Source organism: Alphaproteobacteria bacterium, from assembly GCA_040905865.1.
Classification (GTDB): Bacteria; Pseudomonadota; Alphaproteobacteria; order UBA8366.
Map to the genome: position 1 here is coordinate 9,785 of JBBDQU010000016.1, position 21,427 is coordinate 31,211.

The following is a 21,427-nucleotide window of genomic DNA, read 5'->3' on the forward strand; positions in this document are numbered from 1 at the left end:
CCCCCCCCCACAACTATTTAATCGGGGGTTCACTTGCCAAATTCAGCCATTCCAACCTGCTCGGACCTGATCAAGAGCGGGTTCGTCAAGCGGCGAAAAATCATTGGCGAGGTCATGCGCGCCTTTCTGTTTCTCAGCGCGGCCCTGTCGATCTTCGTGACCACGGCCATCGTGTTCGTCCTGCTGCGTGACGCCTGGCCCTTCTTCGCGCAAATTCCGCTCACGGATTTCCTGTTCGGCACCATGTGGACTCCGGTCTTTGCCGATCCGCAGTTCGGGGTGCTGCCCCTGCTGTTGGCGACGCTTCAGACCGCCGGACTCGCGATGATCATCGCCGTTCCCTTCGGCCTGATCATGGCGATCTATCTCAGCGAGTACGCCAGACCGTCCGTGCGTGAGACGATCAAGCCGGCGCTCGAGATGCTGGAAGCGGTGCCGACCGTCGTGTACGGGTATTTCGCGCTGCTCGTGATGACGCCATTCCTGCAGAATTTCATCCCCGGGCTGAAGGGAATCAACCTGCTGGTGCCCGGCATCATCCTTGGCATCATGATTCTGCCCTATGTCGTCTCGATCTCCGAAGACGCCATGCGTGCCGTGCCCAACGGGCTGCGCGAGGGTGCCTACGCGCTCGGCATGGCCAAGTGGCAGGTCGCGATCAGGGTGGTCATTCCGGGGGCATTTTCCGGCATCACAGCGGCGTTCATTCTTGGCATGTCGCGCGCGGTGGGCGAGACGATGGTGCTGGCCATCGCCGCGGGTCAAAACCCCAACCTCACCTGGGACCCGCGCGAAGGCGCGGCCACCATCACCGCATACATTGTGCAGATGAGCCTGGGCGACGTGGCGCACGGGTCGCTGGCATACACGACGATCTTCGCGGTCGGCCTGCTTCTCTTCCTCATCACGCTCACGTTCAACGTCATCGGCTTCTATCTGCGCCGCAAGTTCCGCGAGGCTTATTAAGATGGCCGTTACGACGGAAGGAAATCTCGGCGCGTCGACCAATACCAGCCGAGCTGCATTCAACGCCGTCCGTGCAGCGAAGCGGAAGGACATCGTCTTTGCCCTTGGCGGGCTTTTGGTCATGGCCATTGCCATGACGCTTTTGCTCACCTTGATAGGCGATCTCGTGGTGCGCGGATTGCCGCGGATCGACTACGATTTCCTGACCAATTTCCCGTCGCGCCGGGCCGCGCGCGCCGGCATCCTTTCGGCCTGGGTCGGATCGCTCCTTGTCATGCTGGTAACGGCGCTGCTTGCCGTGCCGGTCGGGGTGGCAGCCGGCCTCTATCTGGAGGAGTATGCGAGGAAGGGGAAGCTGGCGAACATTATCGAGATCAACGTGGCGAACCTCGCCGGCGTGCCTTCGATCATTTACGGACTGCTTGCGCTCGGCCTCTTCGTCTATGGCATGAACCTCGGCAAGACCGTGATTGTGGCCGGCATGACGCTGGCGCTGCTGATCCTGCCGATCGTTATCGTGTCCACGCGCGAGGCGGTGCGTTCGATTCCACGCGTCATCAAGGAGGGCGCCTACGGGCTTGGCGCCGACCAATGGCAGGTGATGTGGAACTACATCATTCCCGCGGCGCGGCCTGGTATCCTGACCGGCGCCATCGTTGGACTCAGTCGCGCCATCGGCGAGACGGCGCCAATAATCACGATCGGCGCACTGACTTTCATTGCCTTCCTGCCGCCGCCCCCGGTGTCGGGTGAGTTCCCATTCATTTCTTTCGAGTGGCTGACCGCGCCCTTCACCGTGCTGCCGATCCAGATGTTCAATTGGGTGTCACGCCCTCAGGTCGATTTCCACACGAACGCGGCGGCGACCGGCGTCGTGCTGATGGTGCTGACCCTCTCGCTCAACGGCATCGCGATCTGGATACGCTACCGGCTTCGCAAGGCGCACAGAAACTAATTCCACGGTGAAAGATATGAACTTCAGCAGTACCCAGACCAGCGTGATCTCCGAAATTCCCGGTCCGGTGGATGACAAAATGCCGCCCCCGATCAAGCCGGCAGCGGAGCAGGAGAACCTGCGCGCCCGGCTCGAAGACTTCAACTTCTTTTATGCGGACGGCACGCAGGCGATCAAGAATGTGACCATGCCGATCCTCGATCGGAAGGTGACAGCGATTATCGGACCTTCCGGCTGCGGCAAGTCCACGCTTCTTCGCAGTCTCAACCGGATGCACGACCTTTATCCGGGCAACCGCTACGAGGGGCGGATCATTCTCGAGCCTGAAGGCGAGAATCTGGTCGGGCCCGATGCGGATCCGGTACTGGTGCGGCTGCGCATCGGTATGGTGTTCCAGAAACCGAACCCCTTTCCAAAATCCATATACGAGAACGTCGCTGCCGGATTGCGCGTGCGGGGCGTCAGAAATCGCGTGGTGATCGACGAAGCGGTGGAAAGCGCGCTCAAACGGGCTGCGGTGTGGGACGAGACCAAGGACAAGCTGCACGGTTCGGCCTATGACCTTTCGGGCGGGCAGCAACAGCGCCTGTGCATTGCTCGCGCCCTGGCGTCGAACCCCGAAATTCTGCTCCTTGACGAGCCGACTTCTGCGCTTGATCCGATCGCAACGGCGAAGATCGAGGACCTGGTGCAAGAGCTTTCGGAGAGCGTCACGATCGTAATCGTGACGCACAACATGCAGCAGGCAGCGCGCATCTCGCACCGCACGGCATTCATGTATCTGGGAAATTTGATCGAGTTCGGCGAAACCGAGCAGATTTTCAGAGCGCCGAAGCATCCGAGAACCGAAAACTACATCACGGGTCGCTACGGTTGATCCTCTTTGCGATTGAGTTCTGGAAATGTTACCGCGGAAGGCCGGAAAATGACTGAGAAGCATACGCTGCGTTCGTTCGATGATGCCCTTGACAATCTGTCTTCGCGAATTTCGACCATGGGACAGCATGTCATCGCAATGGTGGACACAGCGGGAAAGGTATTTCGTGACCGGGACGTCGAAGGCGCGAAACAACTGGTAAGAAGAGATCTGGACATCGACCGTCAGCAAGACGAAATCAATGCCGCCGTGGTCGAGTTACTCTCCCGTTTCAATCCCATTGCCCGCGACCTGCGGGAAGTACTGGCAATGGAGCATGTGGCGGCGAATCTGGAGCGGATAGGCGATCACGCGAAGAACATCGCCAAGCGGTCGATCACGGGTCCCCAGCCGATTGCTTCCGGGGGAGGCGCGGAACTTCTGGATCAGCTGCACAATTTCGTTTTGCGCTCGCTCCGCGATGTGATGCGCGCACTGGGCGATCGCGATGTTTTGCTTGCGGACCAGGTACATCGCAATGACGACCATATGGACCAGCTCTATGACGACCTGTTCCACACGATCATAGCTGACCTTCAGGTATCCCATGGAACGGCCGCCAACGAAATTCAGGCACTTTTTGTCGGCAAGAGCCTGGAGCGCATCGGGGACCACGCGACCAACATAGCCGAGGAAATCCGTTTCATGACCAAAGGAGACATGCCGTCGGCGACACGTGAATCTGATCTGTCTCATTGAAGATATGGCGGCTTCACAGGATTGAATGGAACCTGCCGCGGTTCCGTTCGGCATGCCATCATAGCGCCCCGCATCGACGATAAAGGTCAATCGACGGAACCCGGATCGACGGCGACGCCATTGCGAACGGCCCTGACGATACGTGGCGCACTCGCCGAAGGGATCCTTTCACCGTTTCCTATCCGTGTGACCCTGTACAGCTTTACGTCTTCGAAACCGGAGCGTTCCGGCGAACTCTCGTTACCGACGTGCCGGCCGCCCGGTCCCAGGTCGCGGGCTGCGGTGGCCACGGCGGTACCGGACGATTCCGCCTCCACGATAACTTCGTCCCAGCGGGAATGGTCCAGCCAGCGCGGATCCGTGGGATCGGCCACGGGTTCTATCTTCCAGAGATGCATATCCTGCCGCTGCATACCCGATGCGCCACTTCTCCAGTAAGGTCTATCGGACTCACCTGTTCAGATCGACCCGGTCGCGGTTCCACTTACCGACGTCGGTACCATGACATCATCCGGACAGGCTCTGCTTCCAGGCACTCCTCACCGGAGGTCGCCAGATCCAGAACGATAGGGCAATGGTCGGAACGCCCGCGGTCTAGTATCCCGGTACTGGTACAGCGCAGGCCGCGCGCCAGACATCGGTCTAGCCGGAACGGAACGACATTGGCTGCCCGGTGCGTCGCCCGACGGGGACCGATATCGGTAAAGCCGCGAAGGAATATCGGACCGACAGCATTGAAATCCCCGATAATGGCGGCGGGACCTTCAAGGGACGCCGCCGTGTAAGTAAGCTGACGCCGGTTCAGCCGTTGTCCGTGCGACAGATGTATATTCGCAAAGGCAATTCCATTGAGTTGCACTATCTGCGCAATGCGGCGCGGCAGACGGCCGGGCAGAGAGGAAACAGGCAGCGACAGTTCCGTCGGCTGCTCCAGGCGACCCGGAGTCCAGGCCGCCAGCCCGTATATCCGGCCAGGCATCGGCATGTGCCGGATGTTTCCACCGGCCAGCGACGTCAAGGCTTCAATATCGTTCGTCGCTTCCTGCAACAACAGGAGATCAGGTCGCTCCCTGTCGATAAGCATCGAAATGTTTTCGACAGTCGCACCTGTCTGGCGCAGAAGGTTCCAGCTGATTACTTTCACGCAGGCTACTCCCTGTAGAATAATGTCCTTCCGTCCGGCCGACGAGCAACCAGGATGTTGCGGGTTTTTGTAAAATGGAATACGGGTCAAGGGTACCCGGTATTACAGATGGTTACAGCGGCACGGAGTTCAAGGACTTCAGGCAAACAAAACCTTATAAATACGGCAACATCAGCCGCGCCGCCGCGTCCCGCAGACGCAAGGCAAGCGGTTGCGTCGCGAGTTGCGACGCCGGCACCCGGTGCGATACCGCGATCCTTGCGTCGATCATGCCGTCAATTTCCGCGGTGGTTGCACGGGAATACGCCTCCAGATTGAATTCGAAGTTCAGTCTCGTGCTGCGAGTGTCCCAGTTTGCTGTTCCGATCAGGCACCAATGGCCATCCACGGTCATCAGTTTCGCGTGACTGAACGGCTGGGATACCCGATAGATGCTGATGCCGGGTGGCAGCTGCCTGAGATGCGCACCCATGGCCCAGTCCAGCACGCGGTGGTCCGACCTTTCCGGAATGAGGATGTCTATCGAGAGTCCGCGCAGTGCCGCCCATTCTATCGCATACATGAGTTTCTCATCCGGGAGAAAATACGGCGTTACAATCCGTAGCCGTTTGTTGGCCGCAAAAATCGCGGCGGCCAGAACGGTTTCCAGAATTCCGACCTGCTCATCCGGACCGGAACTTATGCCGCGCGCCCAGACAGAACCGGCATTGTGGAGTTCGGGCCACCAGACGTCGTCGTCAAGCATCTCCCCGGTGGTAAACCCCCAATCCTCCGAAAACGTTTCCATAAGGTGGCGAACCGCCGGGCCCTCCACGCGAAAGTGAATATCGGAAACGGGATGCTCCGGGTGACGGCCGATAACGTTCTCGTCAGCGATATTCATCCCGCCGGTAAAAGCTGTCCTGCCGTCCACGACCAGTATTTTCTTGTGGCTGCGCATGTTCAGATACGGCATCCGCCAGGGCAGCCTGTTATGGAGGAAGCGCGCAACGGTTACGCCTTCGCGGCGTAGCGCCCGAACCGCGGGCGCGTAAAAATAGCCGCCGCCGATGCCGTCGATGAGCACCCGTACATGGACGCCCCGCGCTTGCGCTTCGCAAAGCGCCTTGATGAATAACCGGCCGACCCTGTCGGCCCGAAAGATGTAGGATGCAAACGCGATGCTGTGCCGGGCATTCCGTATCGCGGACAGCATCGCCGGGTAAGCCTTGTCACCGCATTCCAGCGCAACGATGCTGTTGCCGCCGGTCAGCGCCTGCCCCGTCAGTTGTTTGACGACGCGTGCTATGAGGCCGATGTTTTCAGGAATCTCGGGGGCGGCGCATCCCTGCGGCGCAGCCGCGCGCAAATTGATCGCCTGACGCAGTCGCGAGGCGCGACGGGCAACGCGGTTTATCCCGAAGAAATAATATGCGGTTGCGCCGAAGAGCGGCGACAGCCACGCCACCCCGATCCAGGCAATCGCGGCCCGGACGGATCTGCGGCGGAGAAGAACATGGATCGTTACGGCGCCTCCCAGGATCACGTGAATAACGCCGATCAGCATTCCGTGACTGAATAAATCCGGCAGGACATAGGTCATCGAAGAATGTCAGCAGTCGGTCGCCGGGGCTGCGGCTCCGGGTGTAATAAGCTGCGACTGGGACTGCATGGGGATTTTCAACACCGCACGAACACCGTCAGGGTCGAAGCGGATATCCACCGTGCCGTCGAGTTCGTATTCCACTTCACGTTCGATCAGCGTTGTTCCGTAGCCGCTTCCCCTGGGCGCGACGACAGCGGGACCGTCCGTTTCTCGCCAGCGTAGGACAAGCCAGTCTCCAATCTCGTCCTGTTCTGTCTTCCAGTCGATTGATACCCTGCCTTCGGACGCGGAAAGCGCGCCATACTTCACCGCGTTGGTTCCCAGTTCATGCAAAACCATGCCAAGCGCCAGGGCGGCCTTCGGATTGACCCGCAACGGCGGACCCGAAAGCGAGATGCAAGCGTCACCGGACAGTTCATGCGCCTGCGTTGCATCGCGGATCAGTTCGGCCAGGTCGACACTGGTCCATCCCTCCTGCGAGATAAGATTATAGGAGGTGGCCATGGCCTCCAGGCGGCCCGAGAAGACCTCCACGAACGCTTCGGGATCGGTGGTGCGGCGGGCGGTCAGCCTGGCCAGCGCCATTATGACTGTCAGCATGTTCCGTACGCGGTGGTTCAACTCGTCGATCATGGTGCGAAGGTGATCCTCCGCATGCACGATCTCGCTGACATCCACGAACGTCACGAGTGTTCCCTCGACTCCCTCGCCGCCGCCCTGATACGGCAGTACTCTCATCAGGAAATGCTGATCGCCGCAATTCACGCGCCGTTCCAGCGGTTCGCCGGAATTCGCAACCGACTGAATGTTGTCGCACAGATCGGGCAGGTCCACCTTGTATGTAATGTCGGTCAGGGGACGGCCCCGATCGCTCGGGAGCAAATTGAAAATTCCTTGTACTTTCGGCGTAAACATGCGAATTCGCAGGTTCAGATCGAGGAAGACAACGGCAATATCCGTGCCTGCGAAGACATTTTGAAGGTCGCTGTGCGCCGTATCGAGCGCGCGCATCTTCAACTCCAGATCGGCATTCACACTCTGGAGCTCCTCATTCATCGATTGAGACTCCTCCTTCGAGGTCTCCAGTTCCTCATTTGCCGATTGAAGCTCCTCATTCAGCGAAAGCAGCTCTTCATTCGTGGACCGCGCTTCGTTCAATGAAATCTCATATTGCTCCGTTAACAGCTGAATACGCTCACGCATCTCGTGCAATTCCTGCTCCAGCTGTCTGCCATCGTCTTCGGAGCGATTGGCCGGCAGGGGAATGCTGTCATTCTCCCGGACCTGCGTCGGTCCGGTTTCGTCAAACAGGACCACATACAGCGGTTCTTCCCTGTCGATGGTCAGGGGCTCAACGATCAGGACGACCGCCTGTACCTTGTCGCTGTCCGGTTCAAGCATCATGCCACGCCGGGATGCAGCGCGGTTCCCTTCCCGGGCCTCCTTCAAGGCGAGCATTAAATCGAAGCGCAATTCCTTCCGGGCCATCGGCAGAATCTGCTGGATCGGCTTTCCGGTGGAAAGTTCAAGATATTTTCCGGTGCCCGACGACGAATGGATAATATTCCCGGAACGATCCACGACCACGTGCGGCGGGACATAGCGCGCCACGACCAGTTCACCGACGGCGCGACTCACCGCCGACATGCCGGCCGTCCTGTTTCTGTAATGCCCCTCGCCGGCCGAACGGGTTCTGGTAAAGGGCAATATCGGGGCAGGCGCGGCGCGGCCCGGATCATCGTTGCGCCTGAAAATCGAATTCGTGCTGTCCACCGGCGTAAACAGTTCGGTTCCCCTGGAAACGCTCTCCGATGTCCCAAGGAACAGGAATCCCCCGGATCGAAGAGCGTAGTGAAACACCGGAAGTAGCTGCTGCTGCAGGTCGCTGCCAAAATAGATCAGAAGATTGCGGCACGATATCAGGTCGAGCCGCGGAAAAGGCGGATCGTTTGTAATATTGTGATGCGAGAATACACACAGTTTACGCAACTCCTTGCGAACGGTATAGGTGAGACCGTCGCTGTCGAAGAAGCGTTCCTTGCGCTCTTCGGATACGCCGCGCAGCAGCGGGGCCGGATATCTTCCCGCTCGCGCGGCCGCCAGTGCGTCCTCGGCGAGGTCGCTGCCAAAAATGCAGATTTTGGGACGCGATCCCGCCCTTGCCGCACCTTCACTCAACAGGATAGCCAGTGAGTATACTTCCTCCCCGGTTGCGCATCCCGGAACCCAGACCCGAACATCCGTATTCGGGTCGATATCCTCCACAAGTTCCGGAATTACGTTTTTTTCCAGACTTTCAAACGCATCGTCGTTGCGAAAAAAATAGGTGACGCCTATCAGCAGGTCCCGAAACAGGGCTTCGTGTTCCGCCGGATTGTCGCGCAATGTATCCACATAGTCGCCAACGTTGAAAATCTGCAGCACCTGCATCCGCCGCTGCACACGGCGCATGAACGAGCCTTCCTTGTAACCGCTGAAATCATGTCCCAACTGCTTTGCAAGCAGCGCGCATATCTCCAGACGAACCGCATCGGGATCCTGCGTCGGCGTTTCTTCTTCTATTGCGGTTGCAACACTTTCCGCGGCCTTCAGGTAGGCGGTAATGCGATCCATCATCTTTTCAGGCGGAAGAATATAGTCGCTCAGACCGGCGCTTATGACGCTTTCAGGCATGCCGGTATGCTTCGGTGTGGAATGATCGGCGCCCTGGGTGATGGACAGGCCCCCATGTTCCTTGATTCTCTTGACGCCGATGGTCCCGTCGCTGCCTGTACCCGAAAGGATGATACCGATCGCCCGTTCCGCCGCATCCGCCGCCAGCGAGGAAAAAAAGATGTCGATCTGGTTGAGCGGGCGCTGGTTTCCGGCGGCGGCCACCTTCAGCCGCCCCGATTCAATCGTCAGTAAAGTGCCTGGCTGAATAACATGCACGCTGCCCGGCTCGACCGCATCGCCGTCTACCGCCGGCTTTACGGGAATCGGCGCACTACGGCGTAAAATCTCCACGAGCATACTCTCGCGATCCGGCGAAAGATGCGCAATCACCACAAAGCCCATAGGGGTATCCGGCGCGATCGTCCGGAAAAACGCCTGCATCGGTTCCAGCCCGCCCGCGGACGAACCCAGCGCCACTATGGGAAAATCGGTTGCCAATGCATCGCCATCCTGAATTTTCGCATCAGAAACGCGCCGTGAAGTGGCCGGCGAGTACGGTAAACGCGAAATACGCCATTACCGTTCCATCCCGGGAGCCTCGGGCGCACCTACTGCAGGATTCGCCGGAGCGCCGTTTCCAGTTCATATAACCGGAATGGCTTTTTCAGGACCTGTCGGTCCGCGTATTTAGGCTCGACAACCCTGTCGCTATAGCCGGTGCAGAATATGAACGGTATGCCTTTCCCGGCGAGAGCGTCGGCGACCACGAAGCTATCCTGACCATTCAGATTCACGTCGAGGATCGCGGCGTCGATGCCTTTTTCCGTCAGCACCCGCAACGCCTGGGCAGGTTTCCTCGTCACTACCACGTTCCGGCAGCCTAACTCGTCGAGCAGTTCCTCCAGTAAAATCGTTATCATCATCTCGTCTTCCAGCACGAGAATGCGATGACGGGACAGCATATCGTCCATCGGAAGGCACCCCCCTGTCTTTCAAAAGATCTACGTGAATATTACGGCCTCCTTGGAACGCAAATGTCAGTGTCAGGGTCTTTATTTTGTCGCATTGTCACTGGACAGGCGCCGCAACCCGCTTCAGACCGCCCTGCCGGTGGTTCCCCGGCAACAGGGCTTCGCGGCGCGCATTACCGTCCAGATATTAAGCCACATTAAGATAGTATTAACGCTGCCAGGATTTTGCAACTGCCAGTCGACGGGGAAAGCAAGGACGCAATCGGTAGAATCGGGGCACAGGACACAGGTCCATGTGGAACCCGAAACCGAAATCCGGCGTTTGCTGAAAATACGTCACAGCAACTGCCCATACCCGGCGAGACGGAAGCCAGCAATTGAAACTCTATTGCAATCCAATCGTTCCCAGTACGCGCAGCATACTCGTGACGGCGATGGAAGCGGGCCTCGAAGACGAACTGGATATTGTCCGGACCGGCGGCACGGACGTCGAGGCTTCGGAGGCGGCACGGGCGGCGGGAGTCGTTCAGGAACCCAGACTGGCCCTGGACGACGGGACTGTCATTGTCGGCGCGCAGCAGATTTGCGCCTGTCTGGACAGTCTGCATGAACGCCCGGGCATGATTCCCGGCGCCGGCGAGGCGCGACTTGAAATCGATCAGCTTGAATCGGCGGCGGAAGAACTGTTCGAGGCGGCGCTATACCGCTACCAGGCGCTCCATTGGCCCGATACAGGCGACAACGTTGCGTCCGCGCAATGGCAGCGCATGCAGCAGATAATAGAGACACTGGAATCGGTTGCCGGAACGGTCATGACCGGCCCCGTCAATCTGGGTCAGATAGCCGTGGCCTGCACGCTTGGCTGGCTCGATAAATATCTTCCGGACGACGACTGGCGCAGCCGGTCGCCCGCGCTTGCCCGATGGTATCGCAGGTTTCGCGACCGTCCCTCGATGCGCGCCACAGAGCAATGATTTCCGGGCGACCGCCATCCAGGTCCGCTGACGTCGCGTTAACGGGAACGAATTGTCCCGGCCGCCGTTAACCGAACGGGAACCATGGCTGCCCGCACCTGCCATTGAGGCGAGAATGACCGAGACCGTGGCGCAGGAACATACTGTCGATCTGCATGTCAACGGAAGCCATTACCGGATCGCGGTGGATGAGCGTACCAGCCTGCTTGACGCCTTGCGCGACCGGCTGGGCCTGATCGGCGCCAAGAAAGGCTGCGACCACGGCCAGTGCGGCGCATGCACCGTCCATATGGAAGGCCGCCCGGCTCTCGCGTGCCTGACATTCGCTGTCATGGCGGACGGACGGAACATCGTGACGATAGAGGGGCTCTATGGCGCCGACGGAAAACTGCACCCGATGCAGCAGGCCTTCATCGATCATGACGCTTTTCAATGCGGTTATTGCACGCCAGGCCAGATCATGGCGGCGGTGTCATGTGTTGTTGAGGGGCATGCGGAATCCGGCGCCGATATCCGTGACTACATGAGCGGAAATCTCTGCCGCTGCGCGGCCTACCCGAACATCGTCGCCGCGGTGGAACAGGCCCGCGACCGGATGAAGGACGGCTGACATGCAGCGCTTCAGCTTTGAACGCGCAAAAACCGCGCGCGATGCGGCGATCTCGGCACAATCGGACAACTGCCGGTTCATTGCCGGCGGCACCAACCTGATCGACTATATGAAGCTCGGCGTCGAGCGTCCCGAGGCGCTGATCGACATCAATTCCCTGGCGCAAGGCGATCCCGGAACGATCCGGGCGAACCCGGAGGAATTGCGGCTGGGGGCGCTGGTTCGAATGGCCGATGCCGAGGCGCATCCCGAAATCCGTCGCAGCTATCCCGTTATCGTCGACGCGTTGCGCCTCGCCGCGTCGCCCCAGATTCGCGCCATGGCAAGCCTTGGCGGCAATGTCCTGCAGCGAACGCGATGCGAATATCTGCGCGAACGGTCGTGGCCCTGCAATCGGCGGGATCCGGGAAGCGGCTGCGCCGCATTCAACGGCATCAACCGCGAACACGCCATCCTTGGCGTAAGCGATGCGTGTATCGCGGCCTATCCGGGGGATCTCGCACAGGCGCTTATCGTGCTGGACGCGACGGTGGAAACGATGAGCCGAGGCGGCGGCCGGATTATCGCCTTCGCCGACCTGCACCGTCCGCCCGGCAATTCCCCGGAAATCGAGACGATCCTCGATCCTGGCGAGTTGATTACCTTCTTTTCGGTACCGGCAGGCCCGCATACCCGGCGGTCACGCTTCGTAAAGATACGCGACCGGGCCTCGTATCAGTTTGCGCAGGCATCGACGGCCGTTGCGCTCGATCTCGACGGCGACATCGTGCGCGACGTACGAATTGCCCTCGGCGGCGTCGCAACGGTCCCATGGCGGGCGCGGCAGTCGGAGGCCCTCCTGCGCGGGCGCAAGCTCGACGAAGCCGCTGCACGGGATGCGGCCGAGTGCGCATTTGCCGACGCAGAAACACGCGATCGCAACGGGTTCAAGCTGACGCTGGGCAGGCAGACCGTCATGCGCGCACTGCTTGAAACCGTCACGATGGAGATCGGGGATGGATGATACGACCCGATCGTCCCGGGGCGAAGCGGACATGGCGCCGCCGCGTATCGACGGGCGTCTCAAGGTCACCGGCGCATGCCGCTACGCCGCCGATTTCCGGTTGCGCGGCCTTGCCCACGCCGTAATGGTAACGAGCGATATCGCCCGCGGCCGGATTGAGGCGGTCGACATGGATGCGGCGCGGGCTGTTCCAGGCGTGCTCGATATCCTGAGTCATGGCGATATGGAGGGTGTGAACCCGCCCGGCTTCGGGACATCCAGTTTTACATCGCTCGGCCCCCTGCATACGCAGGACATCGTCCATGACGGCCAGATTGTCGCCCTCGTGGTTGCCGAAAGTTACGAGGCCGCATGCGAGGGCGCCGAGGCCGTTGCGATTACCTATGCCCGCGAACCGGCCGCCGGCACCCTTTCGGCTGATGGAGTCGAGGTTGAGGAGGACGAGGACAGCGCGGTGTCGACAGGCGACTTCGACGCCATTTTCGCCGATGCGCCTGTCCAGCTCGATCTGGAATATCATACGGCATCCGAGACCCATAACGCCATCGAGCTGTTCTCCACGACCTGCGTTTGGGAGGAAGGCCGCCTCACGGTTTATGAGCCGAGCCAGAACGTGTTTGGCTTCCGGGGACAGATTGCCGCCCAGCTTGGGATCGAGCCCGGCCTGGTGCGTGTGATCAGCCCGTATGTCGGCGGCGGCTTCGGTTCGAAAGGACCGATCACACCGCGTACGGCCATCGTCGCGGTTGCGGCCCGGCGCCTCGGCCGGCCCGTCCGCTGCGTTGCCACGCGCATGCAGGGTTACACCACAACGAGCTACCGCGCGGAAACGCGTCAGCGCGTGCGGATAGGGGCGCACCGGGACGGGCGGATCGCCGCATTCGGCCATGACGGCTGGGAGCTGACGTCACGCACGGACGACTATATCACCGGGGGAAACGACCTTACGGTTCGTCTGTATGGTTATGACGCCGTCTGTGCGCGCACATATGCCGTGCGAACGGATCGCCAGACCCCCGGTTACATGCGGTCGCCGCCGGAAACGCCATACGTTTTCGCATTGGAAACGGCGCTGGACGAACTGGCCGAAAAGCTCCGGATCGACCCGGTGGCATTGCGCCGGATCAACGACACCGATATCGACCCGGTTTCCAGAAAGACTTACACCAGCCGTTCCCTGATGCAGTGTTACGATGCCGCTTCCGATGCGTTCGGCTGGTCGCGCCGCAACCCGGCCCCGCGATCCATGCGCGACGGCGAATGGCTTGTGGGGTTCGGCTGCGCCACCGCCACGTATCCGACACACGTTGCCGCCGCGACGGCGCGGGTGCGCTTCGGGGCGGACGGAAGCGTCCTGGTGGAGAGCGCCTCGCACGAGATTGGCACGGGGATTCGAACGGTCGCCGCCCAGATGGCCGCCGAGCGGCTGGGCGTGCCGCTGTCGTCCGTTTCGGTCGCGATGGGCGACACCGACCTGCCCCCGGCGCCGGTATCCGGCGGTTCGAACAGTACGGCAAGCGTCTGTTCGGCGGTGATGCAGGCTTGCGATCGCATCCGCGACCGTTTGTTTCGCGCCGCACCCGCGGACAGCCGTCTTGGCAACGGAGACCCCGACTCGTTCCGGATAAAAGACGGCGCGGTCAGGGCCGGTGAAAACCGCATCCTTGGAATCGAGGAAGTGTTCAGGTCCATGGGGGCCGGCATGATCGAGGAATATGCCGAGTTCGTACCCGCGGGGGCGCCCGATGACGCAATCCGCAAGCTTTACGACGGCAAAACCAGCATGGTCGGCGAGTATATGGGCAGCAAGCTTATGTATGCGTTCGGCGCAATATTCGTCGAGGTCCGCGTGCACTCGCGCACCCGGGAAATACGCGTACCGCGAATGACCGGCGCCTTTGCCGCCGGTCGGATCATGAACCCGCGCACGGCGCGCAGTCAGTTGATGGGCGGCATGATCTGGGGCATGAGCTGCGCGCTGCTGGAGGAAACCCAGATCGATCCCCATACCGCGCGCTACGTCAACCGGGACCTGCAGGATTACCTGCTGCCGGTCAACGCGGATATCGGCGAGGTTGATGTTCTGTTTGTTCCCGAAGAAGACAACGAAGTGAATCCCGCCGGCGTAAAGGGGCTCGGAGAGTTGGGAAACGTGGGCACAAACGCCGCAGTTGCCAATGCCGTCTATCACGCCACGGGAAAGCGCGTGCGCCATTTCCCCATCAGGATTGAAGACCTGCTCGAAACCGGATGACGGCCCGCGCCACCGTCCGCGACGCGCCCGCTTCCGGCCAGACGGACGCGGGGCGGCGGTGTGCATGCGGCTGGCCGTGATCCGACCGGATGGCCGACACAGCATCCGTATCGTCCGGTATTAAATTCCGGTATCGGACAGGAATCACCGGAACAAAACCCCCGATGAGCTCGTTTCAATACTATAGTGCCAATAACCGGGATGTCGTCGTGAAGGTGCTTATCGTTGAGGACAATGTATTCGTTGGCATGCATCTGGAAGACGCGTTATGGCGGCTGGGCCATGAAGTGATAGGGCCTGTGAAGACAGTGGAAGAAGCGATCGCACTGATATCCAATGGCGACGTCGAGTTTTCCCTGGTCGACGTGGAACTGGAAGAAAGTCTTGCGACGGACGTAGCCCAGGAACTCTGCGATCGGTCCATCCCGTTCATCTACGTTACCGGCTGCGATGAAAGGCTGGTGCGCGCGACGATGCCAGAGGGGCCTATCCTGAGCAAGCCCGTTTCCATGGCCCGGCTTCGCAAGGTACTGCAGCCCGGGCAACGCGATGACGCACGCAAGGCGCCGGCAAGGAACTACGAGATAGAACCGCTATAACTGGCTGCCTTTACCTGACCATCCCCTATGCGCTCGCCCGGTTTAAATGACTGCCCGGCCTGCCGGGCACAGGTTTATAATTCACTTGTCTTTATTTTGTGGTGTCCATTTTTCGTCCAATGTAGCACGCCAGAATGGCGATAAGGGCAGCGATAACCATTAACAACATAAACTCCATGTCTCCCCTCTCTTTCAATACACAAATCAGCCGGTAAAATTAAAGATTGTTCAGACCCGCCTGCATGCGGACATGTGGATATTCGACCGATCGCCATTCATGCAGACCGAGACTTAATCACTGAGCGACGGCAGGTCGGGCGACGCGGGTCCGCGTCATCGTCGTCGGTAGCAGACCGGTTCAATCGGCCTGGGAATTGCTCTAACAGAAATCAGGTAGCGCATCATTTTCCCCCTCTCGTTGGGGTCGGTGGGAATTCTCCCGGGCTCCGCCATCGACGGAGACGCCTTAAAATCAAACGCGAAACAGCCTGCACGGTTCCGAAGGCCTTTCGAATTTTCGGTGCTGAACCGCACATTGCTCAAGGTCATCCGGAATTACCGCACTTGCCGCTGAATTACCTTTCCGGCTTTTTCGAGCTGGTTGTAACAATCGATTTCATTGCCTCTTTTGGCTTCTGCCCGGGCGGCAATAAGGATCGACTCCAGCAGGATCCGGTCAGACGGATTCAGTCCTGCCAGATCCTGATTTTCTGCGGGTTTTGCGCCACCGTTTACGTCCGGCGTGGTGGGCATGCCGTAGCGTCGGTCGTCAGGCGGTTCCATGACTCCCTGGTCACCAGTGGGCGCGGGCTCGAATACGCCCCCTTGCGGCGGCGCCTCGTCCGGCGCCTCGGTTCCCGGCACGTTTTCCCGGCCGATATCCGGCGGATCAATCGAAAGCCCGTAGATGTCAGCTATTTCGTGCGCCTGTTCGAGGCATGTTTCGGCGGACGCCGGCGCCGCAGCGATACCGGCGCCCAGTAACCCGTAAACTGTCATACGGCGTAGCAAGCACATAACGTTGCCGCCAAAACATTCCAGCGTTCTTTCCGCCATTGGGATTCTCCGGTTACTGCGAACATTCGAAGTAAACGGTTGCCCAGGGGCGTTGGTTCCTGGTTTGCGACATTCCCGGCGCGCGCGCTGCGCCGTTGTTGCGGCAACCGCGGATCATGCCGCTTTTACATTCAACGCGTTCAATGCGGATTGTTTCAGGCCCTGGCGAACGCTACCGTACCCTTCCCATGGATCCCGTCCTGCAAGGCGCTCCCGGCCCTTGTCGATTGTGACAATGTTCGCCGCACTGAAGTCGCCCAGCACGTCCCACGACACCGGCCATGCGACAGGCCCTCCCTCCCGCGCGCGCGGAGAATAGGGCGCGATTGCCGTTGCGCTCCTTGAATTGCGCAGGTAATCGATGAAGATGCGTCCCGTTCGCCTGGCCTTGCTCATGGTCGCCGTAAATCGTTCGGGGTCATGATCGGAAAACCGTTCCGCAAGCGCTTTTGCGAACGCTTTTACGACAGGCCATTCGTGACGCCGCATGAGCGGTACAACCACATGAATGCCCTTGCCGCCCGTGAGCAACGGAAAGCATTTCAGACCGAGGGCATCCAGCGCATCCCGCATGTCTGTTGCTGCATCTTTTACCTCGGAGAAATCGATCCCCGGACCCGGATCAAGATCGAATACAATTCGTTCCGGCCGCTCGATATCGTCGATCCGCGACCCCCAGACATGTATTTCCAGGACACCCATCTGTGCCGCGGCGACGAGGCCGGCCTTTCGCGTCAGATAGAGATAGCTTTCCGTGCCGCCGGATTTCGCGGGAATTTCCATCGATTTGAGATCGGACGGCAATCCCGACCCCGCATGACGCTGAAAGAAACAGCTTTTTTGGCGACCCTGCGGGCATCGAACAAGGCTCACGAGCCTGTTCCCGCAATAGGGAAGCATGCGCTCTCCAACGGCGTCAAAATATTCCGCGAGACCGTGTTTCGTTATGCCCTGCCTGGGAAACAGGACGCGATCCGGGTGGGTCAGGCGGATCCCGGCAACTGTCTTGTCCTCCGCATCTGGCATCCTGTCCACCTCATCTTGGTCCACGGGCCTGATCGGCCGCTCTGCTGTGACTTCCATTGGCTTCTTGTCTTCGCGCAGCCCCAGATACCTTCCGTGCCGGACGAGGCCATCCCGGGTGAATTCCGCAAAGGCGATCTGGGCCACAAGCTCGGGCCTGATCCATCGGGCGGATTTGGCTATCGCACCTGGTGGCGGCGTATCCAGCGGTGACGTCTTTCGCGACAGGGCGCGGAACCGCGTCGCCAGCCTGCCCAATTCCGATTCGCTGAACCCGGTTCCGACGCGGCCGGCATACACGAGCCTGTCGCCATGGTATTGACCCAGCAGGATCGAAGCAAACGGCCGACCCTTGCTCGACGGCGACCATCCCACAACGACAAACTCCTGATCCTTGCTGCATTTTACCTTCAGCCATTTACGTCCGCGCCCCGGCCGGTAAGGCGCGTTCATATGCTTGGCAATGATGCCTTCCCAGCCCCTGTCACACAGTGTGTCCAATAATGTCGCGCCATCCGAAACGTCGTCGACGTAATAGAGCGGTCCCTTGCGCGGCAGATCGCTCAGCAGTTCCTTAAGCCGTGCTTTCCGCTGCGTAAGGGGTTGGCGAACAAGGCTGCTGCCGCCGTCGGCAAGAAGGTCGAATATAAAATACGACAGATTGCCCGAACCTGATTTAAGCGCGTCCTGCAGCAGACCAAAGTCCGAACGACCGTTTCCGTCGATAGCGACGACCTCTCCATCGAGTAGTACGCCATTCAGATTCAACGCAGACAACGCATCCGGGATTTTCGGATAACGCGCTGTCCAGTCGAGGCCGCTCCGCGAGTACAGATGTGCTACGTCACCGGAAACCGCGGCGATTGTCCGGTATCCGTCGAACTTCACCTCGAACCGCCAGACGTCACCCTCAGGTACTTCGTCTACCAGTGTGGCCAATGCGGGTTTGTGAAACGCCGGCAGCGGTGCGCCGCCGGTCTTGCGACGCCTGTTCGTTCTGCCGCCGCTCTCCCGCTGTACTTCGGGATGCGTCTCAATGGCATCGATGGTGCGGCCCGAAGCCACGCTGTCCGTCGCCGCCCCGGTGACGTCGGTTTCACGGTCGGCAAATTCGTCATCTTCCTTTATGAGCAGCCAGTTTTCCCGCTTTTCCGATCCCTTTCCCTTGAAGCGAACAAGCGCCCATCCGCCCTTCAGCCGCTCGCCGTTCAATCGAAAGGTCAGCTTTCCTGCCTTCAGGCCTTCCCGGGGATCATCGTCCGGCATCCAGTTTCCTTCATCCCACAGGAGTACCGGGCCCGCACCGTACTGGCCGTCGGGAATGCGCCCCTCGAATCTTGCATATTCCAGAGGATGGTCTTCCGTACGGACCGCCAGGCGCTTTTGCGAGGGGTCCAGGCTTGGGCCTTTCGTGATGGCCCAACTCAGCAGGACGCCATCCAGTTCCAGGCGCAGGTCGTAATGAAGCCGGCGAGCAGCGTGCTTCTGAATGGCATAAAGATTCCCCTTCCGGGCGCGGCTTACATTCCCTTTCGGCTCAGGCGTTTCGCCGAATCGGCGCTTGCGATTGTAAACATCGAGAGCACTCGCCCTTTGGCGATTCCGGGAGGAGGCCATGAATCATCCGGTCTTTTTTTGCCGGCCACCGGAGGACGACCGGCGGTTTTTGTCCGACTTCGCCCCGCTAACGCTTCGCTTCAGCGCTTCAACAAGGTCAATCACATTCGCGCCGCCGGACGCGCCTTCCTCCTCGTCAACCCTGACGACTTTCTTCCGCTTCGCTTTTGCATCGATCAACTCGCGTACCGCAGCGGTGTAGCTGTCCTTGAACTTTGTCGGATCGAATGCGGCGGATTTTCGCTCGATAAGTTCCTTCGCCAGATCCAGGAGTTCCTTGTCCGGACGGGTGTCCGAAAGCGTTGAAAAATATGGCGCCGCACTCCGCACCTCATCGTCGAAACGCAGCGTTTCCAGCAACATGCCCTGCCCGGACGGCTTCAGCGCGCCGATATACTCACGACCCCGCATGACAAATTGCCCGATCCCGACCCGTTCCGATGACCGGAGCGCCTCGCGCAGGATGCCATAGGCCTCTTCGGCCAATTCATTGTCGGCGACGACGTAATAGGGCCGATCGAACCAGATAGGGTCGATTTCGCAATGGCCGACAAACTGCACGAGATCCAGCGTCTTTCTGGCTTCCAATTTTATATCCTCAAGTTCGTGGGGGTCGATCAGGATATATTTTCCCTTCTCCAGTTCGTATCCCTTCACGATGTCGTCGGTATCGACAGGACCGATCCCCGGGACAACTTTTTCGTAGCGGATGCGTTTCCCCGACGGTTCATGGATCTGGTGAAAGCTGATATGCTGGCCGCCCTGTGTCGCCGGGTACAACTTCACGGGTACCGACACCAATGCCAGACGCAGGTTACCGGACCAGGACGGACGCCTGCCTTCGATACCTCGACCGGCGTGACTGGATGACCGTGTCGTCTTCTTCCGGGCCGAAGACGATGGTGTGGTTTTCTTGGCCGCCATGATAGCGCAGTAACGGACAGAACCATCCGCCGGTTCCGCTATCGGGTATTGAAACAGGCGATACGCGGGCCGGAATCGGCGCAAGTCAGTGCCCGCGCGAACGGAACCTTCCGTCGGCCGCGGCGTTCACTGCGTAGATGACGCAAAATCCCACGTTCATCGAACACAGGATTTCGACGCGACAGAAGGAGAAATCAATGCCCATCAGTCTTCCGGAATTACCATACGCCCTAGATGCCCTGGCGCCACACATGTCTGAACGGACGCTTCAGTTCCATCACGGAAAGCATCACAAGAGTTACGTCGACAAGGCGAACGGCCTGATTGAAGGAACGCCCCACGAAGGCAAGGAGCTGTACGAGATTGTCGTTGCGGCAGCGCGTGACAAGGACACGGCGCTATTCAACAATGCTGCGCAGGCGTGGAACCACAGCTTCTTTTGGCAGTGCATGACACCGAACGGCGGCGGTGCGCCCGAAGGCGAAACCATGGATGCGATTGAAAATGCCTTTGGCGGTCTCGATGGTTTCAAGAAGGAGTTTCGGGAGAAAGCGACCGGGCAGTTTGGAAGCGGCTGGGCGTGGCTCGTACTCCGCGACGGAACGCTGGAGGTTACAAGCACGTCTAACGCTGAAACGCCAATTGTTTCGGGTCTTCAGCCTGTCCTGACCTGCGATGTCTGGGAGCACGCCTATTACCTCGATTATCAGAACGAGCGGCCCAAGTTCGTGGATGCTTTCCTTGACAATCTGGTCAACTGGAATTTCGTCGCCGAGCAACTGGCTGCCTCGGAGTCGACGGAAAAACGGCGCGGCGTCGGTTGAACCAGCGTTGCTGGATCATCGATAAGACAGGTCAGGTCATGGTTGCTGGATCGCCACAGGCGAATTCAACAACCATGACCTGACCTAGCAGCGGATGAGGGACAATCCGGAACGACGGTCGTACTGCTTCTGAAGATGGACCGGATGTTCCGTCAGGATAATTTCCAGGGTTGGCCGGACAATAGCCTTGGCAAGATGGCCGCCATGCGCCGTTCCATCGTGTCTGCCAACGATCAGATGGCAATGCAGCGCCGGCTTCCCCTCTTCGTCCAGGGCGATATCACCTGTCAGGGTCAGGACTTCGACCTGCTCGTTGAATTCCGCGGCGTTTTCATACTCCCGAGTCTCCCAGTTGAACCAGGTGGTCCTGACATAGGAAAACGCGCCGATACCCTTGAAGCTGCTGCTCGTGAGATGTTCTCTCGTCGCGAATTGCCGCAGTTCGTCGAGGACGTCGTCTCCCGTCTCCAGGATCAGGGCGAAGGTTTTCGGCTTTTCGGAGATCTTCTTGCTGAACATTCCATGGACCCGCTTGTTTCTGAATTGGCCAGTCTCTCGTTTTATTAACGGCAACGGGCGTTCGCTGTTCCGCAATCCGGGACGCCCTGTGCATGGGACAGGCTCTCCTGTCACGCCGCCTCCGATCAGATCG

The 21,427-nt window shown here is 59.7% G+C and carries 19 protein-coding genes; 10 read left to right on the forward strand and 9 right to left on the reverse strand.

Going from position 1 to position 21,427, the window contains the following annotated elements; all coding sequences use genetic code 11:
• The first annotated feature begins 33 nt into the window (after positions 1 to 33).
• From pstC to phoU, 4 genes are all read left to right on the forward strand, one after another.
• Positions 34 to 966, forward strand: a complete 933-nt coding sequence (pstC, locus tag WD767_03855; protein MEX2615211.1) for a phosphate ABC transporter permease subunit PstC — start codon at positions 34 to 36, stop codon at positions 964 to 966.
• A gap of 121 nt (positions 967 to 1,087) precedes the next feature.
• Positions 1,088 to 1,921 carry a phosphate ABC transporter permease PstA gene (gene pstA, locus WD767_03860; GenBank protein ID MEX2615212.1) on the forward strand — a complete coding sequence of 278 codons (834 nt, stop codon included), beginning with the start codon at positions 1,088 to 1,090 and terminating at the stop codon, positions 1,919 to 1,921.
• A 79-nt stretch (positions 1,922 to 2,000) separates the two neighbouring features.
• Complete coding sequence (gene pstB, locus WD767_03865; GenBank protein ID MEX2615213.1) at positions 2,001 to 2,798, forward strand: phosphate ABC transporter ATP-binding protein PstB; 798 nt, start codon at positions 2,001 to 2,003, stop codon at positions 2,796 to 2,798.
• Positions 2,799 to 2,846: 48 nt separating this feature from the next.
• Complete coding sequence (gene phoU / locus WD767_03870; protein ID MEX2615214.1) at positions 2,847 to 3,536, forward strand: phosphate signaling complex protein PhoU; 690 nt, start codon at positions 2,847 to 2,849, stop codon at positions 3,534 to 3,536.
• A gap of 86 nt (positions 3,537 to 3,622) precedes the next feature.
• On the opposite strand, the gene WD767_03875 is transcribed toward phoU, so the two are convergent.
• From WD767_03875 to WD767_03895, 5 genes are all read right to left on the reverse strand, one after another.
• A complete protein-coding gene (locus WD767_03875; GenBank protein ID MEX2615215.1) occupies positions 3,623 to 3,910 on the reverse strand; it encodes a hypothetical protein in 288 nt (95 codons plus the stop codon).
• A gap of 110 nt (positions 3,911 to 4,020) precedes the next feature.
• Positions 4,021 to 4,680 (reverse strand): endonuclease/exonuclease/phosphatase family protein, encoded by a 660-nt coding sequence (locus tag WD767_03880; GenBank protein MEX2615216.1) that lies wholly within the window; start codon positions 4,678 to 4,680, stop codon positions 4,021 to 4,023.
• Positions 4,681 to 4,834: 154 nt separating this feature from the next.
• Positions 4,835 to 6,262 carry a phospholipase D-like domain-containing protein gene (locus WD767_03885; GenBank protein MEX2615217.1) on the reverse strand — a complete coding sequence of 476 codons (1,428 nt, stop codon included), beginning with the start codon at positions 6,260 to 6,262 and terminating at the stop codon, positions 4,835 to 4,837.
• 9 nt (positions 6,263 to 6,271) lie between these two features.
• A complete protein-coding gene (locus tag WD767_03890) occupies positions 6,272 to 9,418 on the reverse strand; it encodes a CheR family methyltransferase (protein ID MEX2615218.1) in 3,147 nt (1,048 codons plus the stop codon).
• Between the two features lie 110 nt (positions 9,419 to 9,528).
• Entirely contained in the window at positions 9,529 to 9,891 is a 363-nt protein-coding gene (locus WD767_03895) for a response regulator (protein MEX2615219.1), read from the reverse strand.
• A 377-nt stretch (positions 9,892 to 10,268) separates the two neighbouring features.
• Between WD767_03895 and WD767_03900 the strand changes: the two genes are divergently transcribed.
• The 5 genes from WD767_03900 to WD767_03920 all read left to right on the forward strand — a co-directional run bounded on the left by WD767_03900 (position 10,269) and on the right by WD767_03920 (position 15,331).
• Positions 10,269 to 10,865, forward strand: coding sequence for a glutathione S-transferase C-terminal domain-containing protein (locus WD767_03900; GenBank protein ID MEX2615220.1), 597 nt, complete (start codon positions 10,269 to 10,271; stop codon positions 10,863 to 10,865).
• A gap of 115 nt (positions 10,866 to 10,980) precedes the next feature.
• The gene (locus WD767_03905; protein MEX2615221.1) at positions 10,981 to 11,475 is read left to right on the forward strand and encodes a (2Fe-2S)-binding protein; all 495 of its coding nucleotides are present in this window, start codon (positions 10,981 to 10,983) and stop codon (positions 11,473 to 11,475) included.
• Position 11,476: 1 nt separating this feature from the next.
• On the forward strand, positions 11,477 to 12,478 hold the full coding sequence (locus WD767_03910) for a xanthine dehydrogenase family protein subunit M (GenBank protein MEX2615222.1): 1,002 nt from the start codon (positions 11,477 to 11,479) through the stop codon (positions 12,476 to 12,478).
• Positions 12,471 to 14,732, forward strand: a complete 2,262-nt coding sequence (locus WD767_03915) for a xanthine dehydrogenase family protein molybdopterin-binding subunit (GenBank protein ID MEX2615223.1) — start codon at positions 12,471 to 12,473, stop codon at positions 14,730 to 14,732. The genes WD767_03910 and WD767_03915 overlap by 8 nt, the downstream gene beginning before the upstream one ends.
• Before the next feature lie 164 nt (positions 14,733 to 14,896).
• Complete coding sequence (locus WD767_03920) at positions 14,897 to 15,331, forward strand: hypothetical protein (GenBank protein ID MEX2615224.1); 435 nt, start codon at positions 14,897 to 14,899, stop codon at positions 15,329 to 15,331.
• Between the two features lie 555 nt (positions 15,332 to 15,886).
• Here WD767_03920 and WD767_03925 read toward each other — a convergent pair.
• The 3 genes from WD767_03925 to WD767_03935 form a co-directional block, all read right to left on the reverse strand.
• The gene (locus WD767_03925; protein MEX2615225.1) at positions 15,887 to 16,387 is read right to left on the reverse strand and encodes a hypothetical protein; all 501 of its coding nucleotides are present in this window, start codon (positions 16,385 to 16,387) and stop codon (positions 15,887 to 15,889) included.
• A 114-nt stretch (positions 16,388 to 16,501) separates the two neighbouring features.
• Positions 16,502 to 19,027 carry a DNA ligase D gene (gene ligD, locus WD767_03930; protein MEX2615226.1) on the reverse strand — a complete coding sequence of 842 codons (2,526 nt, stop codon included), beginning with the start codon at positions 19,025 to 19,027 and terminating at the stop codon, positions 16,502 to 16,504.
• 3 nt (positions 19,028 to 19,030) lie between these two features.
• On the reverse strand, positions 19,031 to 19,951 hold the full coding sequence (locus WD767_03935; protein MEX2615227.1) for a Ku protein: 921 nt from the start codon (positions 19,949 to 19,951) through the stop codon (positions 19,031 to 19,033).
• 197 nt (positions 19,952 to 20,148) lie between these two features.
• Here WD767_03935 and WD767_03940 point away from each other — a divergent pair, with 197 nt between their 5' ends.
• The gene (locus WD767_03940; protein MEX2615228.1) at positions 20,149 to 20,775 is read left to right on the forward strand and encodes a superoxide dismutase; all 627 of its coding nucleotides are present in this window, start codon (positions 20,149 to 20,151) and stop codon (positions 20,773 to 20,775) included.
• A gap of 84 nt (positions 20,776 to 20,859) precedes the next feature.
• Here the strand turns inward: WD767_03940 and WD767_03945 are convergent, their stop codons facing one another.
• The gene (locus WD767_03945; protein MEX2615229.1) at positions 20,860 to 21,294 is read right to left on the reverse strand and encodes a DUF296 domain-containing protein; all 435 of its coding nucleotides are present in this window, start codon (positions 21,292 to 21,294) and stop codon (positions 20,860 to 20,862) included.
• Positions 21,295 to 21,427: the final 133 nt, after the last annotated feature.

Excerpts from the sequence above, each read along its gene's own strand:
- pstA (MEX2615212.1), top strand. The coding sequence starts at position 1,088 with ATGGCCATTGCCATGACGCTTTTGCTCACCTTGATAGGCGATCTCGTG.
- pstB (MEX2615213.1), top strand. The coding sequence starts at position 2,001 with ATGCCGCCCCCGATCAAGCCGGCAGCGGAGCAGGAGAACCTGCGCGCC.
- phoU (MEX2615214.1), top strand. The coding sequence starts at position 2,847 with ATGACTGAGAAGCATACGCTGCGTTCGTTCGATGATGCCCTTGACAAT.
- WD767_03885 (MEX2615217.1), bottom strand. The coding sequence starts at position 6,262 with ATGACCTATGTCCTGCCGGATTTATTCAGTCACGGAATGCTGATCGGC.
- WD767_03895 (MEX2615219.1), bottom strand. The coding sequence starts at position 9,891 with ATGGACGATATGCTGTCCCGTCATCGCATTCTCGTGCTGGAAGACGAG.
- WD767_03905 (MEX2615221.1), top strand. The coding sequence starts at position 10,981 with ATGACCGAGACCGTGGCGCAGGAACATACTGTCGATCTGCATGTCAAC.
- WD767_03910 (MEX2615222.1), top strand. The coding sequence starts at position 11,477 with ATGCAGCGCTTCAGCTTTGAACGCGCAAAAACCGCGCGCGATGCGGCG.
- WD767_03915 (MEX2615223.1), top strand. The coding sequence starts at position 12,471 with ATGGATGATACGACCCGATCGTCCCGGGGCGAAGCGGACATGGCGCCG.
- WD767_03920 (MEX2615224.1), top strand. The coding sequence starts at position 14,897 with ATGAGCTCGTTTCAATACTATAGTGCCAATAACCGGGATGTCGTCGTG.
- WD767_03925 (MEX2615225.1), bottom strand. The coding sequence starts at position 16,387 with ATGGCGGAAAGAACGCTGGAATGTTTTGGCGGCAACGTTATGTGCTTG.
- ligD (MEX2615226.1), bottom strand. The coding sequence starts at position 19,027 with ATGGCCTCCTCCCGGAATCGCCAAAGGGCGAGTGCTCTCGATGTTTAC.
- WD767_03935 (MEX2615227.1), bottom strand. The coding sequence starts at position 19,951 with ATGGCGGCCAAGAAAACCACACCATCGTCTTCGGCCCGGAAGAAGACG.
- WD767_03940 (MEX2615228.1), top strand. The coding sequence starts at position 20,149 with ATGCCCATCAGTCTTCCGGAATTACCATACGCCCTAGATGCCCTGGCG.
- WD767_03945 (MEX2615229.1), bottom strand. The coding sequence starts at position 21,294 with ATGTTCAGCAAGAAGATCTCCGAAAAGCCGAAAACCTTCGCCCTGATC.